Origin of the sequence: Sphingomonas sp. QA11 (assembly GCF_028473665.1) — a bacterium.
GTDB lineage: Bacteria > Pseudomonadota > Alphaproteobacteria > Sphingomonadales > Sphingomonadaceae > Sphingomonas > Sphingomonas phytovorans.
Genome location: NZ_CP098774.1, coordinates 3,864,241 through 3,880,034 on the forward strand (window position 1 = coordinate 3,864,241; position 15,794 = coordinate 3,880,034).

Annotated in this window: 11 protein-coding genes and 1 pseudogene; 2 read left to right on the forward strand and 10 right to left on the reverse strand. The window is 61.4% G+C overall.

What is annotated here, in order from left to right; translation table 11 throughout:
- Positions 1-256 precede the first annotated feature (256 nt).
- The 3 genes from NDN01_RS17675 to NDN01_RS17685 form a co-directional block, all read right to left on the reverse strand.
- Positions 257-1,180, reverse strand: a complete 924-nt coding sequence (locus NDN01_RS17675) for a hypothetical protein (protein WP_272623056.1) — start codon at positions 1,178-1,180, stop codon at positions 257-259.
- 482 nt (positions 1,181-1,662) lie between these two features.
- A complete protein-coding gene (locus tag NDN01_RS17680; RefSeq protein WP_272623057.1) occupies positions 1,663-2,742 on the reverse strand; it encodes an IS630 family transposase in 1,080 nt (359 codons plus the stop codon).
- Positions 2,743-2,902: 160 nt separating this feature from the next.
- On the reverse strand, positions 2,903-3,541 hold the full coding sequence (locus NDN01_RS17685; RefSeq protein ID WP_272623058.1) for a formylglycine-generating enzyme family protein: 639 nt from the start codon (positions 3,539-3,541) through the stop codon (positions 2,903-2,905).
- 962 nt (positions 3,542-4,503) lie between these two features.
- Between NDN01_RS17685 and NDN01_RS17690 the strand changes: the two genes are divergently transcribed.
- Positions 4,504-4,680, forward strand: coding sequence for a hypothetical protein (locus tag NDN01_RS17690; RefSeq protein ID WP_272623059.1), 177 nt, complete (start codon positions 4,504-4,506; stop codon positions 4,678-4,680).
- 175 nt (positions 4,681-4,855) lie between these two features.
- Here NDN01_RS17690 and NDN01_RS17695 read toward each other — a convergent pair whose 3' ends face one another.
- The 4 genes from NDN01_RS17695 to NDN01_RS17710 all read right to left on the reverse strand — a co-directional run bounded on the left by NDN01_RS17695 (position 4,856) and on the right by NDN01_RS17710 (position 9,882).
- Positions 4,856-5,260 carry an SEL1-like repeat protein gene (locus NDN01_RS17695; protein WP_272623060.1) on the reverse strand — a complete coding sequence of 135 codons (405 nt, stop codon included), beginning with the start codon at positions 5,258-5,260 and terminating at the stop codon, positions 4,856-4,858.
- Positions 5,261-5,458: 198 nt separating this feature from the next.
- Positions 5,459-6,928 (reverse strand): HlyD family type I secretion periplasmic adaptor subunit, encoded by a 1,470-nt coding sequence (locus NDN01_RS17700; protein ID WP_272623061.1) that lies wholly within the window; start codon positions 6,926-6,928, stop codon positions 5,459-5,461.
- A complete protein-coding gene (locus NDN01_RS17705) occupies positions 6,925-9,105 on the reverse strand; it encodes a type I secretion system permease/ATPase (RefSeq protein WP_272623062.1) in 2,181 nt (726 codons plus the stop codon). Before NDN01_RS17705 ends, NDN01_RS17700 begins: the two co-directional genes overlap by 4 nt.
- Before the next feature lie 291 nt (positions 9,106-9,396).
- Positions 9,397-9,882: a DUF6118 family protein gene (locus NDN01_RS17710; protein WP_443025136.1), complete on the reverse strand. Its 486-nt coding sequence runs from the start codon at positions 9,880-9,882 to the stop codon at positions 9,397-9,399.
- Between the two features lie 131 nt (positions 9,883-10,013).
- Between NDN01_RS17710 and NDN01_RS17715 the strand changes: the two are divergent.
- Positions 10,014-10,292, forward strand: a pseudogene (locus tag NDN01_RS17715) (transposase); the annotation flags it as partial.
- A gap of 215 nt (positions 10,293-10,507) precedes the next feature.
- On the opposite strand, the gene NDN01_RS17720 reads toward NDN01_RS17715, so the two are convergent.
- The 3 genes from NDN01_RS17720 to NDN01_RS17730 all read right to left on the reverse strand — a co-directional run bounded on the left by NDN01_RS17720 (position 10,508) and on the right by NDN01_RS17730 (position 15,760).
- On the reverse strand, positions 10,508-11,404 hold the full coding sequence (locus tag NDN01_RS17720; RefSeq protein ID WP_272623063.1) for an alpha/beta fold hydrolase: 897 nt from the start codon (positions 11,402-11,404) through the stop codon (positions 10,508-10,510).
- Positions 11,405-11,504: 100 nt separating this feature from the next.
- Positions 11,505-14,663, reverse strand: coding sequence for an efflux RND transporter permease subunit (locus tag NDN01_RS17725; RefSeq protein WP_272623064.1), 3,159 nt, complete (start codon positions 14,661-14,663; stop codon positions 11,505-11,507).
- Complete coding sequence (locus NDN01_RS17730; protein ID WP_272623065.1) at positions 14,660-15,760, reverse strand: efflux RND transporter periplasmic adaptor subunit; 1,101 nt, start codon at positions 15,758-15,760, stop codon at positions 14,660-14,662. The genes NDN01_RS17725 and NDN01_RS17730 overlap by 4 nt, the downstream gene beginning before the upstream one ends.
- Between the last annotated feature and the right edge of the window lie 34 nt (positions 15,761-15,794).

A 15,794-nucleotide genomic window follows, 5' to 3' on the forward strand; every position in this document is an offset into this window, starting at 1 on the left:
GTCTGCAGGTCCTGCGTTATGAGAACAAGCTTCGGCAGGACGTAGGAAGTCCCGTCCGATCGGCGGATCGTAATGCCGGTATAGGTATAGGTCGGCATCGAGTTGAAATTGTGTGCGGCAAGCGCACGAACGTAATCTGCGATCCTGACATTGGCCGGCCCAGTGACGTTTGGCCGGATCGCGTCGGCCGCGTCCAAGATCGCCCGAAGGTCCATCTTTCCCTGAACCGCCGCCGGCGTGGGGGTAGGAGTAGGCATCAGCGCGGCTCCGTATACAATAGATTGTTAATGACATAGTCCAAGACTTTCTCGGCCGTAAAAGGCCCACTGTAATAGCGCTTGAACCCGTCAAATCCTCCGTCTCCGAACTGTGATGACCGCAAGATATTCAGAATATCGAGCGTTATATCGGAACCAAAAACAGGTATATCTCCCTGCAAATGGCGTCGTCTTACTTCGATCTCGGCCAATTTTTCGCTCGAAAGGCGATAGAGCTTCGACCGAATATAGCCTTGGCAATAACCAAACTCGAAAGGACCTGAGGCAGAGAAAGCCCGGCTGTCCAGCTCCGGCTTGGATCGGCACGCCCGCAGAAGCGAGTCGCCTTCCTCGCGCGATCCGAGCGGCAGGTCCTGCGGCTCGATCGGCACGTCCTGCGACAGACGTGAAGGCGTACTGCTGTTCGCTGCCAAACGATCCGCGCGCACCGAATTTGGCACGGGACCGTCGCCTCCAAAGGCGATGTCCGAAATGGCCCGCGTGCCGGCGGGCGCGGTAAGTCTACTCAGCCGTGATTTAGCTTCACTCAGCCCTGCCTGACGCGGACCTGAATCGATGGGAACGACCCGGCCTTTTGCCTTGCCATTACCCGGTGAATAGACCCAGAGTGTCCCGTCACTGTCGCTTGCGGCCCTGGCATAGAGAGTCTTCGATTTGGCAAGGTCGCGCGGAACCCCACGCCCTTCTTCGTATCGCACACCAAGCGCGAGTTGAGCGTATTTGTCCCCAGCCTGAGCCCGGCGCGCAAGGACTTGAAGATCGGCAGACGCTGTACCCGGCTCCAGCGAAATCCCCGCATATTCGCTGGAAGCGCAGCCACTCGCGCTAAGGCTCAGGCTCACACCAAGGCCCGCGGTGAAAACACCGCGCCATAGCCGCGCCGGCCAGAATCCCATTGTCATCTTACCCCCGGGCAGGCGATTCTCCCGCAAGATCCTGAAAGAATCCCACATCGCCCGACCGAGCAATCTAGGCAGACAAACCAAGCCTGGTCAATGTCACGAATTGTTGTTTTATGTTACAAAAATATTACATGGCCCTGCGCAATAGCGCCCTTCCCGTGGGAGTATATCGCTAGCGTCGGTGCATGGCACACCTTCCCCGCATCGTCCTCCCTGGCCTTCCGCATCCCGTGACGCAGCGCGGCAACCGGCGCGAGCAGGTGTTCTTCGAGAACGGCAATTCCCCCTTGCACCTTAATCTTCTGGTCAGGACGGCGGTGCGATCGCAGGTGGGAGATCCGGGGTTATTGCCTGACACCCAATCATACCCACAGCATCGCCGTGCCAGCGAACGAAGACGCGTTGCGCTGCACCTTTCGCCACTATGCCGGGCACATCAATGCAACGATGCGGATAACCGGCCATCTGTTGCAGGCCATCTGCTAGTGGATTGATTCCAACGTTTGGTGCCCACGCTTGACGGCGGCGATGATGTCATTGGGATCGGCGCGCCAAACGAAGGGTCGCGATTCGGTATTATGCTCATCGATGAAGCGATTGATGGCGGCCTGAAGGTCGACGACCGACTGGAAGACGCCGTTCTTCAGGCGTCGGCGGGTCAATTTGGCGAAGAAGCCCTCGACCGCGTTGAGCCATGAGCAAGAGGTCGGCACGAAATGGAATGTCCAGCGCGGATGCCGGGCGAGCCAGGCACGAACCTTGGGCTGTTTGTGGGTCGCATAATTGTCGAGAATGACATGCACGGTCTTATCCGCTGGCATCTCGGCCTCGACAGCATTGAGGAAGCGGATGAATTCCTGGTGGCGATGGCGCTGCATGTTGCGCCCGATCACGGTGCCGTCGAGCACGTTGAGCGCGGCGAACAGCGTGGTGGTTCCATTTCGCTTGTAGTCGTGTGTCATGGTTGCCCCGCGACCGCGCTTCAGCGGCAATCCCGGCTGCGTACGATCAAGCGCCTGGATCTGGCTCTTCTCGTCAACCGACAGCACGATCGCGTGGGCCGGTGGTGAGACGTAGAGGCCAACGACATCGTGAAGCTTCTCGGCAAACGCCTTGTCGTTGGACAGTTTGAAACTGCGCCAGCGGTGCGGCGCCAGACCATGGTCGTGCCAGATCTTCACCACCGAGGACGCCGCTATGCCCGCCGCCTTTGCCATTGCGCGAACCGTCCAGTGGGTTGCTTCCCGAGCCGGCGGCTCGAGCGTCAGCGTCACGACTTTCTCGACCAGTTCATTCTCAAGCGGCGCGATGCCGGGAGGCCGGGTCTTGTCGCGGAGCAGCCCGTCGACCCCCTCGGCCATATACCGCTCCTGCCAGCGCCATACGCAGGTCTTCGATTTACCCGTTGCCGCCATGATCGCGACAGTGCCCAACCCGTCATCGGTCAAGAGGATGATCCGAGCCCGCCATACATGCCTTTGCGGCGTCCCGCGCGCCGCAACCAGAGCCTCAAGCCGCGCTCGATCCGGAGCTGTGACGACGATGCTGATACCATTGCGCATGCACCTTCGTCGCACATCACGACCAATCGTGGAATCCTCAATCAGACTCTTCCGTTCCGATCAATCCACTAGAAGAAGCGAGATCTCGAAGATTAAAATCGGCGCGATTCTCGGTATGAAGTTCCGTCAGACCATTTGGCGGGATCGGAGAATTTCCCATTTATCGAGCTCTTTCATAAACTAACCTAAAACCGACGGTGTCGGAATTGGCAAATGAAAAGTATTTAACTCTGCCGTTAATTACATCGAATTCTGGAGCAGAGAATCTGTTGCCGCCCTTGAAAATTGTCTGTCGAACCGACGATTTCTTACCATCAACCTCGCCGATAACAGTGAAGGTAGCCGGATCGCTCACGGCTTCAGCGGCATTGCCAAACAGGTCATACAAGCCAAGAGAATCGGGCCTGAACTGTCCAACTCGCCAGATCAATCCTTTTTCCACAGCATTTCGAGGATCGTTATCAGTGTAGCTCCATTCGGTGTGCAGGTCACCGAGCAAGTACGCCCACCCCTTAGGAATATCCTTAATTTTTAATGCCTTGAGACCCGTGGCTTTACGGGCAATGGCGGTCCATTCGGCCTCGCTTGGCAAACGGAAGGGCTTTCCCGTCTTTTTCCGAATCCACGTCAAATAGCAGTCAAATTCGTCTGGCTTGATTGACGTCATCGGAAAATTGTCGCGTAGATCCTTTGCCTCAAGATTAATCGTCTTCCCGTCTACATTACGGGGCGGCGCGCACTTTTCTTCTTCATATGCAGCAAGGTAATCGCTCCAGGTGACCTCGTATCGAGCCACCATGAGCGATCGGTATTTCCCATCTATTTCTATATCAACGGGGACAACGGAAAAACATTCAACGCATCCGACCTGTTTTTTTGAGCCGGCCCAGTGTCGTTTTCAGTTCCAGCTTGCCCATCACTGCTGCCAATATACTTCGCCGCAAAGCTATCTCGAGTACCGATGCAGACAATTGCAATGCCTGTGACAATCAATCCCACGGCCCTGAGACGACCAATGATCATAAATCTTGAATGTCTCATATGATAGGAGTCAATCTGAGAAGATTGCACATGACTTCTATTGAACTAGATGTCACTCGTCCTAATTGTATATTAGAACACCGCCCTGAAAATGGGGAATTAAACTCTAATATACTGCCACTGCCCTGTGCAGTCATCGCCCGATGGCCATCGGGCCCGCCGAAACTCCGCCGCAGGTGTGCCGCCCGCGCGTGAGGTGGAGTATATTTATATTTACCTCCAGCCCGCGTCAGGGAATTACCATCAGTGGATGCAACACATGATCTGGATGAGGTATCTACAGCTTGGCCAGAGACACGCGCCCCAAATGCAAGAACCGAACACGAGCCAGAAGGCGCAGCGACAACACCGCGCGCGCGCCGCCGCTGACCGAAAAGCTTCATCCATCCCCCCACGCAGACGATTCTCCCGCAAGATCCTGAAAGAATCCCACATCGCCTGACGGTGCAACCTAGCCAGACAAACCAAGCCTGATCAATGTCATGAATTGTTGATTTGTGTTACAAAAATATTACAACGCCCCGCACGACAGCCTCCGTACCGTGCGAGGCATGTCGCTAGCGTAGACACATGGCGCGCCTTCCCCACATCGTCCTTCCCGGCCTTCCGCATCCCGTGACGCAGCGCGGCGACCGGTGCGAGCAGGCGTTCTTCGAGAATGGCGATTACGCCTTGTAACTCGCCCCTCTTCCCGAAGGGCGCAATCGCGGAGGCGATCCAGTGATACCCAATCATGCCCACATCATCGCCATGCCGGCCGACGAGGACGGGTTGAGCCGCACCTTTCGCCACTACGCCGGGCACATCAATGCGCGGGTGCGGGTGACTGGCCATCTGTGCCAGGCGCGCTTCAGCTCGGTCGCGAGGGATGAAGCGCATGGCCAGCAAAACCGATAGCCAGGAGAGCAAGTGCTACCTCTATTTTCATGCGGACTGATTTGACTCCAGGGTGGGTCGCCAGGGTTTTTCAGCGCCTGTCGAATTCACCAGATTATCTGATAATTTGCGGTTTCTTGGCTTCAACAATCCACCATCAGCGCCTCGCGAAATGCCGCGTGCGGCGGATTCTGCATCAATCACGATTCCGTACGCCTTTGAGATGTTTCAGACGTAGCTTTGCCTCGTCTAGCCCCGCTCGGCGCGGACCGGAACTCACCGGAATGACACGCCCTTTGGTCGCGGCGCCAACTGCGGGTGAATAGACCCAGAGTGTCCCGCCACTGTCGCTCGCGGCTCTGGCATAGAGGATCTTCGCTTTGGCAAGGTCGCGCGGAACCCCACGCCCTTCTTCGTATCGCACGCCAAGCGCGAGTTGAGCGTATTTGTCCCCAGCCTGAGCCCGGCGCGCAAGAGCTTGAATATCGGCCGACGTGGCACCCGGCCGTAGAGAAATCCCGGCATACTCGCTGGAAACACACCCGCTGGTGCCGACGATGGCACACACGGGAAGGCTCGCGGTGATCAAGCCACGGTACATGCGCCGATATCCGCACCTCCTGCTCATGCATCCCCCCGGAGAGTAGCCATCCTATCGAACTGAAAAGGCCGGTGACTTCGCTCGATACCTACATGCGCGGGCTGTTTTGGCCGGTCAAGATGATTTGAAGATGTAAACATGATGACAAAAATGTGTCATCCACTCGCGACAGGCTCGCCTATTCGACGAACCTTGTCCTCATCGCTCACGCGCTGCCTCATCCATCGTCTGGGCGATCGGGGAGATGAGATACTGGATGATCCGGCGCTCGCCGGTCTTGATCTCGGCCTGGACGGAGAGGCCCGGGCCGATCAGCTGCTCGCGGTTGCCAACGCGGATCGTGCGCTGGTTCAGCCGGATGCGCGCGGCATAGACGAGCCCGGTCGGGGGGGGCTTGCCATTGCTGTCGCGCGCGGCACCCGCGCCCTGCTGGCTGAAGTCGATTGCATCGCGGCTGATGCTTTCCACAATGCCTTCGATCAGGCCGTAATCGGTGAAAGGGTAGGCCTCCAGCTTGACGCGCACCGCCTGGCCCTCGCGTACAAAGCCGATATCCTTGTTGAGGATCTGCGCCTCCACCTCGATCGCCGCGTCGTCCGGCACGATCACCATGATCGGCTTGGCCGGCTCGACCACGCCGCCGACAGTGGCGATGCTGAGCTGCTGCACGGTGCCGTCCACCGGTGCACGGAGTTGCTGGTACTGGCGGCGGCGCGAGCTCTTGTTGAGCTCCTGCGTCGCCATGCTGGACTTGTCCTGCGCTTCGGACAGATCAGTCACCGCGGTCTTGCCGAAGGTCGCGCGCAGCCGGGCGATCTGCGCGTCGTAATTGGCCATCGCCGCGGCCGCCTTGGCCGCATTCGCCTCCTGCACCGCGATGTTCTGGATATGCTCGAGCCGGAGTTGCTCATATTCGAGCAGGCGGATCTTCGAGAAATAGCCTTTTTCCGAAAGCTCCCTGCGCGCCTCGAGCTGGCGTTCGACCAGCGGCAGCGTCTGTTTCAGCTTGGCGATCTCCGCCTCGGCGCCCGCACGCCCGGCGGCGCTCTCGGCCTTGCTCTGCAGCAGGCTGGCACGCTGTGCCTCATATTCGCCGACCGAGGTTGCGATGAACTGCTCCTGCGTGCCGGCGATCACGGCCGGCGTGCCGGGCGGCGCCACGAAACGGCGAGGCCTGCCGGAAAGATGGGCGAGCAGCGCATTATTGCGCGCGCCCACGATATTGGCGCTCAGCAACCCCTGGCTCGCCTGCGCCTCGTCGGCTGCGGTCAGCGTGGAATCGAGTTCGACCAGCAATTGCCCCTTCTTCACATGCTGGCCGTTGCGCACATGGATCGCGCGGACCGCGCCGATCTCGATCGGCTGGATCAGCTTCACATTGGCGGCGGGAATCACCTTGCCGGTAGCGACCGCCACGACATCGACCTTGCCGAAGATCGACCAGATGATGGCGATGGCGAACAGTGCGCACAGCGCCAGCGTCAACCAGCGCAATCCCGGGCTTGGCGGCTTTTCCATGATCTCGAGCGCGGCCGGCAGGAACTCATGGTCCGTCACCGGCTTCCGGTTCCGGTCAGCATCGTCCTGCATGCGCCAGGAAAGGCGCAACACGGCAAGATGGCGCGCGAGTGTCGGAAAGCGCTCGGCCAGCGTCGACCCGAGGCTCATGCGACTACTCCCATCTGCTTGGAATAGAGCTGGGCGTAGCGCCCGCCCCGCGCCATCAGGCCGTCATGGTCGCCTTCCTCCGTGACCTCCCCTCCCTCCACCGTTACGATCCGATGGCATTGCCGGACAGCGGACAGGCGGTGCGCGATAATGATCACAGTGCGTCCCTGCGCAATCTGACGCAGATTGTTCTGGATGATCTCTTCGCTCTCCGCATCGAGCGCCGAGGTCGCCTCGTCGAGGAGCAGAATCCGCGGGTTGCCGATCAGCGCGCGGGCGATGGCCATGCGCTGCCGCTGGCCGCCCGACAGGTTGTTCCCGCGTTCGTCGATGACGGTATCATAGCCATGGGTCATCGCCAGGATGAACTCATGCGCCCCGGCCAGCTCGGCCGCGGCGATCACCGCCTCCATCGGCATGGTCGGGTCGGCCAGGGCGATATTCTCGCGTACCGACCGGTTGAACAGGATATTCTCCTGCAGCACCACGCCGATCTGCCGACGGAGCCACGCCGGGTCGACCAGCGCCAGATCAACGCCATCGACCAGCACACGCCCCTGTTCCGGCACATATAGCCGCTGAACGAGCTTGGTCAGGGTCGACTTGCCCGATCCCGAAGGGCCGACGATCCCGAGCATCTCCCCCGCGCCGATCGACAGAGAGACGCCGCGCAGCGCCTCGGGCGCATCGGGACGATAGCGGAAGCGCACCTTGTCGAACTCGATCAGGCCGCGGATCGCGGGCAGGCTCGCGCGGCCCGGATTATGGTCTGGCTCGGCCGGGCTGTTGAGCACATCGCCCAGCCGGTCGACCGAGATGCGCACCTGCTGGAAATCCTGCCAGAGCTGCGACAGGCGCAGGATCGGCGATGCCACGCGCCCGGACAGCATGTTGAACGCGACGAGCGACCCGACGGTCAGGTCGCCCGCGATCACCGCCTTGGCACCGAAATAGAGGATGAAGACCGTGGTGAGCTTGGACACGAGCTGGATCAGGTGGCTGCCCCAGTTGGCGAGCTTGGTCACCGCGAAGCCGGTGCTGGTGTAGCCGGCGAACTGCTTTTCCCATTTGTCGCGCATCTGAGGTTCGACCGCCATCGCCTTCAAGGTGCCGATGCCCGTCACGCTCTCGACCAGGAATGCCTGGTTCTCCGCGCCGCGCCTGAATTTCTCGTCCAGCCGCTCGCGCAAGGTGGGGGTGATCAGGATGGAGATCGCAGCATAGATCGGAATCGACAGCGCCACGATCAGCGTCAGCATCGGGCTGTAGAGATACATCACCACGAAAAAGACGATCGTGAAGAACAGGTCGATCACGACGGTCACGGCGTTCGACGTCAGGAACTCACGGATCCGCTCAAGCTCGCGCACGCGCGCCACGCTGTCGCCGACCCGGCGCGCCTCGAAATAACTCAGGGGAAGGTTGAGCAAATGCCGAAACATGCGCGCCGACAGCTCCGCATCCACGCGGTTCGTGCTGTGTGCGAACAGCCAGTTCCGCAGAGCCGACAGCAACGTCTCCCAGACGAGCACCACGGCGAGCCCGAAGGCCAGGACATCAAGGGTGGTGAGCGAATGGTGCACGAGCACCTTGTCGATCACCAGCTGGAAGAAGATCGGGGATACCAGTCCCATCAACTGGAGGAAGAACGAGGCGATCAGAACATCGCGAAGCGGTTTGCGGTATTTGACGAGTGCCGGGATGAACCAGCTGATGTCGAAGGGCCGAGAGACACCGGCCATTTGTTCACGCGAGGCAAGCAGCAATACCTGCCCAGCAAGGCGATCCTTCAGGACATCATCCGTCCAGACTTCCGGCGCCTGTGCGTCGGCGCGTTGGACGAGCATCCGTGGTCCCTGGGCATCTTCGTCCGCCTTCAGCAAGATGACGGACGTTCCATCGATGCACGCTGCGATGACGGGCAAGGGCAGCTTCACTACGGCGGCGGCGTCCGCCCGGCGCACACGGGCGATCAGGCCAAGGCCCTTGGCGACGCGCGCAAGATCTTCCAGGCTGTAAGGTTGGTCACCTTTGCCTCGGGCATGAGCGATCTGATCGGGATCGGCCGGAACACCGAGAAACTTCGCGAGCAGGACGAAACAGACGAGCGCGGAGTCAGGTCGAAGCGTCGCCGCGCCGTTCCCGCCCGAGCCATCGGGCGAAGCGTTATTCTGCATGATGGGAAAAACCGAACTGTCTATACTGACCGGTTCACAATGAACCGCCCCCCCGGGGCTGCTTCCTAGACGATCGTCCAGCATTTTGCGAGATGGAAGCGTAGCAGGCTGGCATTGCGTCAGAGCCGCTTGGTTCATGCCCTTCCTAACCTTTGACACGCCTAAAGGAACATGATGTCCTCCCCGGAGGGCGGGTACCAAAGGACTTGGCCCGGGTCGGGTTGGCATAGCCCGGGCGCTGACTTTCGGCGTGACTTGATCAGCTTGGCCGCAACAACGATGTGTAGCGAGCTATAATTTCGACCACATCGAGCGATATTTTTGAGTGCTAGCGTCGGCTTTGATGACGATGGTGCATCGTACTGCCTTCGCTGCTTTCGCCGCCATCTGACGACATCGAACGATATCCTCCCGATTGTCCTGCAACATGCGATTGGCCAGAACCACTGTACGCCATCGTTCGACATCCGATCGGGAAAGCAACCTCTCGCCCGCCTCCCACATATCGAGGCGCAACCCTCGGGCGGCTATCCGTTCCGGCCACGACCAGCTTGCCGGCGCCGCGCGCGCAACTACCCCGGGGAGAGTCGTCCAAAGAGCTGCGCCCGCCAGCACGCCACCCGCCGCAGCCCAGCCGAGCCGGCGCCGCTGATCGCTCGCGTTTCGCGCGGACTCAGCCCATACACGCAACTCGCTCGCCGCCGCGCGCATGTCTGCCTGCGCTTGCTTCAACATCGCCGCCTCCCCTGCCCTCGCCTCCTTCCCGGCCACGTTCACCTGCGCCGCGAACGCTTCAGGCGTGAGGGCAAGTGCCGGGCTTTAGCGCATCGCCTTCACCATGGCGCCATAGACGCCCAGATTCTGCGCGATCGTGCCCAGAGTCTCGCTATAGTCGGGCACCTGCTCCTTTGCCCTGGGTCGACCAGGGCTATACCGGTGAGCGTGCCGCCAACGCCGCAGCCAAACATGGCATCACCCTTGAAGTCGTCAAACTACCCGAGGCCAAGCGCGGCTTCGTGCTCCTGCCACGACGCTGGGTCGTCGAGCGGTCATTCGCCTGGGCAACCCGCTTCCGCCGTCTCGTCAAAGACTATGAACGCTACGCCGAAACACTCGCCGAACTTCACCTCGTCGCCTTTGCCTGCCTCATGATGAAACAAGCCGCTATGCTCACACCAGGTTCATAACAGCCTCTAGTTCCGGCGTCCCAATTCCAGACGTCCGTTCATGTGAGCCGCGAACGTCTTTCCGATGGTCTCAGATCGCCGCTCGGAAGGGCGAGACGTGGGACATTTCTGCCGTACCCTTCTTGGTCGCTGAACGTCGTGTTTCGGTGCGATCGGACATTCTCTCGTCAGTGGGTGCACTGAGCCAGGCACGCAGGTGGCGACCGACGGTCTATCTAAACGTCCCTGGCGGATAGGTAAGGCGCGGCGTCCGAGTTTGACGCTAGGAACGCGGATGCTTGGCTCGCGAATTCTTTATGGAACTGGAAAAGCGACCCGTGCCCCGCGTCAGGGTAGGTAAGCAGCACGGCGTTTGGGAGGTTCGCGCTCAGCCAGTAAGAATTTGCGACGGGGATCATTTCATCCTGATTGCCGTTCACCACGAGTGTCGGATGTAGAATGGCGTGCAGGTCGGCAAATCTTTCGCCTCTGGGCTGCTCCCACTCGCGGAATGCCATCATCTGGGGCTGGATGATGTTTGGGCCGGACTGCGGTTCCCGGTCCGTCCTTCTCTGCATCAGTCGGTCGATAAAGGCGGCCCCTGCGGTCTGGCTCGTTGCGGTCGGTGAGAAAAAGATTTTTTGCAGGATCTCATAGCCTTTGAGATCGGGGTTGCCGAAATGGACGGCAAGACTTGGCTTCTCCAGGTGCATGATGTCACTTCCGCCGCGCGGTGCCGTACCGACCAGGATAATCCGGCGGAAGATCGAGGGGCGGTCCTGCGCCATCTGCTGGGCGACCATGCCACCCAGCGAAAAGCCGAGCACATCGCACTGCGCTATGCCGAGCCCGTCCAGGAAGTCGAGCGCATGCGCGGCCATGCCGGCAATGGTGTTCGGCACCGTGCCCGTCGAGCGTCCGACGCCTGCGTTTTCGAACAGGATCACCTCGCGGCCGAGCGCCAGCGAGTCGGTGACCGCCGGGTCCCAATTGTCGAGCGTGCCGGTGAAATGCTGGAGGAAAAGCAAAGGAAGGCCGGGCCCGGAACCGAACCGACGATAGGCGTAGGTCTCATTTCCCGCGCTCAGGAAGCGGGTCGGGGCGTCGATATTGCTCATGGTTGTATCGAACATGGTCAGTCTCCTAGAAATATGATGGGTCGAACTCGGATCAGGCAACCGGATGGTCGAAGGCGATCGATGTCGCTTCGCGTCACAGCCTGCCTTCGTTGCGTCAGGCGATCAGAAGATCGCCGTCGTCCGCCGGGGCGTGGTCGAAATGCGGCACCGCACCCTTGTCGTCCTCTGTCGGCGGGCGAATACGGAACCAGGTCGCGTACAAGGCCGGCAGGAAAATCAGCGTCAGCACAGTGCCGCCGAGCGTGCCGCCGATCAGCGTGTAGGCAAGCGATCCCCAGAACACGGAGAAAGTGAGCGGGATGAACGCCAGCACCGCCGCCAGCGCCGTGAGGATCACCGGCCGCGCGCGCTGGACGGTTGCTTCCACGACCGCATGGTACGGGCTGTAGCCGTCATGCTCGTTGGCGTGGATCTGCCCGATCAGGATCAGCGTGTTGCGCATGATGATCCCAGCGAGAGCGATAACACCGAGGATCGTGTTGAACCCGAACGGCTGGTTGAACAGCAGCAGGACCGGCACGACCCCGACCAAAGCGAGCGGCGCTGTAAGCAACACCATCGCCATCGCCGACATCGAGCGGACCTGGAAGATGATCACCAGCATCATCAGCACCAGCATGATCGGGAAGACGGCAGCCAGGGCTACGTTCGCCTTACCGGATTCTTCTAGCGCCGCGCCGGTCTCGATCCGGTAGCCGTCCGGCAGGCTCTTCACGAGCGGCTGCATGTCCCCGATGATCTGCGCGGCAACGTCCGGCGGTTGCAGCGATTCATCGATGTCGCCCTGAACGGTGATGGTGGTCAGCCGGTCGCGCCGATGCATGATCGGGTTTTCGTTGCGGATCTCCAGTCGCCCGATCTGATCGAGCGGAACGCGCTGGCCGTTGGCGCCTTGCAGGGTGAATGCTTGAAGCTTGGCCGGATCGAGCCGGTCGGGGCCCGCCGAGCGCGCGATGACATCGACCTGCCGGATATCCTCGCGGATCTTCGTCACGGGCGCGCCGCTCAACAGGAACTGGATCTGGGCGGCGGCATCCTGCGAGGAGAGGCCGATCGAACGGAGCCGGTCCTGGTCGAGCACGAAATGGACGGTCGGTACGCGCTCACCCCAGTCGGTGTTTACCTGCCGCATGCCCTTGTTGGCCTGCATAATCGTTTGCAGCTTGGTGGCAATGTCCCGCACCTTGCCCTCGTCCGGCCCCATCACGCGGAAGGCGACGGGGAAGTGCGAATAGGGTCCGAACACGAGATAGGTCAGGCGGATCCGGGCCGCCGGCGCCAGCCCCTCGGCCGCCGCCTTGCGTGCGCGCACGATCAGCGCCTCACGCTCCTTCTCGCTACCGGTTAGGATCACAACCTTGGCAAAGGATGGATCGGGGAGTTCCGGCGCCATCGCAAGATAGAAGCGCGGCGCGCCTTGCCCGATGTAGCTGGTTACCAGCTTCGCCTCGGGCTGCTTCTTTAGCCAGTCCTCGACCTTGGTGACAGCTTTGCCGGTTTCACCGATGCTCGTACCCTCGGGCATCTGCACTTCAAGCAGCACTTCGGGCCGGTCGGATGTCGGGAAGAATTGCTGTTTGACAAAGCCGAGCGAGAAAAACGCGACTGCAAACACGCCAATAACGGCGACCATCACCGTCTTCTTCCGCGCGACGGCGCCTGCTACCATTCGTCGTAGCTTCTGATAGCCCGGCGTTCCGTAGATCGCCGCATGGCCGCCTTCGACCGGCTTGATATTCGGGAGCAGCTTCACGCCGAGATAGGGCGTGAAGGCGCCGGCAACGAACCAGGATGTCAGCAACGCGAACATCACGACCCAGAAGATGTTGCCGGCATATTCCCCGGCCGTCGACGCCGCGAATCCGACCGGCATCAGGCCGATGGAGGTGACCAGCGCGCCCGCCAGGCGCGGGGCGGCAGTGGTGAGCCAGGCACGACCCGATGCGAAGATGCGGTCGTGCCCTTCCTCCATGCTCACGACCATCGTCTCGATCACGATGATCGCGTCGTCGACGAGGAGGCCAAGCGCGAGGATGAGGGCGCCGAGCGTAATGCGGTCAAAATCGCGGCCGGTCACCAGCATGATGACGAACACGCCGGCAAGCGTGAGCGGAACGGCGGCGGCCACAACGATGCCGACCCGCCAGCCAAGGCTGATCAGGCTGACCGTGATGACCACCGCGAGCGCCACGAAGAACTTCAGCATGAACTCGCCGTAAGCTTCGCTGATGTTCACCGCCTGGTCGGTCACCTTCGAGAAGGTGACGCCGGTGGGCAGAGCCGCCTGGATCTTGGAGGCCTGCGCCTCAAGCGCCTTGCCGAGGACCAGGCCATTATAGCGGTCCTTCATCACCACGCCGAGCAGCAGCGCGGGTTCACCCTGACTGCGGACCATGAAGGTGGCAGGATCCTCATAGCCGCGCTTCACGTCGGCGACATCGGAAAGCTTGAGCGTCTTGCCGCCCGCGACGATCGGCGTGTCCCTGATCTTCTGCACATCGTCAAAGGCGCCATCGAGCCGGACCACGACGCTCGGGCCGTGTGTCTCGATCGATCCGCCCGGCGTGACGGCATTCTGCTCATTGAGCGCGGCGAAGATCGCGCGGGCCGAAAGGCCGAGGCTCGCGAGCTTCTCATAGGTGAATTCGACGAAGATCTTCTCGGGCCGTTCGCCGACGATGTTGACCTTCTTCACGCCGGGCACATGCAGGATCTGCTGACGCAAAGCCTCCGCCGCGCGGACGAGCTTGCGCTGCGGCACGTCCTTTGCCTTCAGCGCGTAGAGCGCGAACGTGACGTCGGAATATTCGTCGTTGGTGAAAGGACCATAGACGCCGGGGGGCAGTTTGAGCGCCTCGTCACCGAGCTTCTTGCGCGCCTGATAGAACTCCTCCTGGACTTCCTTGGGCGGCGTGTTGTCGAGCAGGGTGAGCGTCGTGAAGGCGAAACCAGGGCGGGTGAAGGTCTCCACGCGGTCGTAATATTTGAGTTCCTGCATCCGCTTCTCGAGCGGCTCGGCGACCTGATCCTGCATCTCCTGCGCGGTGGCGCCGGGCCAGACCGTGTAGAAGGTCATCACCTTGATGGTGAAGCTCGGGTCCTCCGCGCGGCCGAGACTGTTGAAGGCGATCGCCCCCGACAACACGATGATGATGATCAAGAAGAGCGTAATCGACCGCTCTTTGACCGCGAGCGCGGAGAGATTGAAGCCACCGCGATGGGGCCGAGCCTGTACATCGAGGGGGGCGCTCATCGTGCTGCCGCCAGCTTCGAGACGGACAGCACGACCGATTGCCCCTCATGGAGCATGTGCGCACCGAGCGCGACGAAGCGATCACCCGCCGAGAGGCCACCGGTCACGGTCGCCATTTCCTCGCCGAGCGACCCGATCGTGACGGGGATCCAGTGAACCTTCAGGCCGTTGCCCGAACCGACCAGTTTCCAGACACCGGGGCCACGTCCGGTATCGTAGAGCGCGCTGAGCGGAACCTGCCGGCCCGCTTTGGTTTGACCGGATACGTCCGGCAGCGAAATGCTGACGGTTGACCCAAGCGGTGCGGCGGAGGCTCCGCCTTCCAGCACATAACGCGCGTCGAAGGTGCGGGTCTGCGGATCGGCTGCATCGGACAATTGCCGCAAGCGCGCGCTGCCGTTGACGCCAGTGCCGCCATAGAGCGTGGCGGCCGCGCTCGAGCCGATCGCCGGCCTGATCGTTTCGGGCAGGCTGATCGTCGCTTCGCGCGGACCGGAATGGGCGAGCTTCACCACGATCTGGCCCGCCGCGACCACTTGCCCCGGCTCTGCGAGCGTCTCGACGACGACGCCCTCGGCGTCCGCCACCAACACCGAATATCCCACCGCATTGCCCGCGACGCTCGCTTGCGCGATGGCCGCATCGAGTTGGGCACGAGCGGCATCCGCATCGGCCCTGGCCTGATCATAGCGCGATGCCGAGACGGCGCCCGCCGCGACGAGATCGCGGTAGCGGCCCTCATCGGCGGCAGTCTGTGCAGCGCGAGCGCGGGCGGCGTCCACCGCATTCCTCGCCGCAGTCGCGCCGAACGCATAATCGGCATTGTCGATTCGCATGAGCGGCTGACCGCGACGAACCTGCTGGCCCGCATCGACCAGCCGCTGCACGATTTTTCCGGCAACGCGGAAACCCAGGTCGCTCTGCACCCGCGCCGAGACCACACCGGAGAAGGTGCGAGTCGCACCCGCGGCATCGGCTGCATCCATCACCTCAACCAGCGCCGGTCCGGTGCGCGGATCAGGAGCAGGATGCGCGCAGGCCGAAAGAATCAAGGCCGTCGGAGTGATCAAGGAAAGCGTGCGAAGCGGCTTGAGCATGGGGGTCCTCCCAAAGGAGCCCTCCATCTGGTAT

Bases quoted from the DNA above. Each gene is read 5' to 3' on its own strand.
- NDN01_RS17675 (WP_272623056.1), bottom strand. From the start codon at position 1,180: ATGACAATGGGATTCTGGCCGGCGCGGCTATGGCGCGGTGTTTTCACC.
- NDN01_RS17680 (WP_272623057.1), bottom strand. From the start codon at position 2,742: ATGCGCAATGGTATCAGCATCGTCGTCACAGCTCCGGATCGAGCGCGG.
- NDN01_RS17685 (WP_272623058.1), bottom strand. From the start codon at position 3,541: ATGGTGGCTCGATACGAGGTCACCTGGAGCGATTACCTTGCTGCATAT.
- NDN01_RS17695 (WP_272623060.1), bottom strand. From the start codon at position 5,260: ATGTACCGTGGCTTGATCACCGCGAGCCTTCCCGTGTGTGCCATCGTC.
- NDN01_RS17700 (WP_272623061.1), bottom strand. From the start codon at position 6,928: ATGAGCCTCGGGTCGACGCTGGCCGAGCGCTTTCCGACACTCGCGCGC.
- NDN01_RS17705 (WP_272623062.1), bottom strand. From the start codon at position 9,105: ATGCAGAATAACGCTTCGCCCGATGGCTCGGGCGGGAACGGCGCGGCG.
- NDN01_RS17720 (WP_272623063.1), bottom strand. From the start codon at position 11,404: ATGTTCGATACAACCATGAGCAATATCGACGCCCCGACCCGCTTCCTG.
- NDN01_RS17725 (WP_272623064.1), bottom strand. From the start codon at position 14,663: ATGAGCGCCCCCCTCGATGTACAGGCTCGGCCCCATCGCGGTGGCTTC.
- NDN01_RS17730 (WP_272623065.1), bottom strand. From the start codon at position 15,760: ATGCTCAAGCCGCTTCGCACGCTTTCCTTGATCACTCCGACGGCCTTG.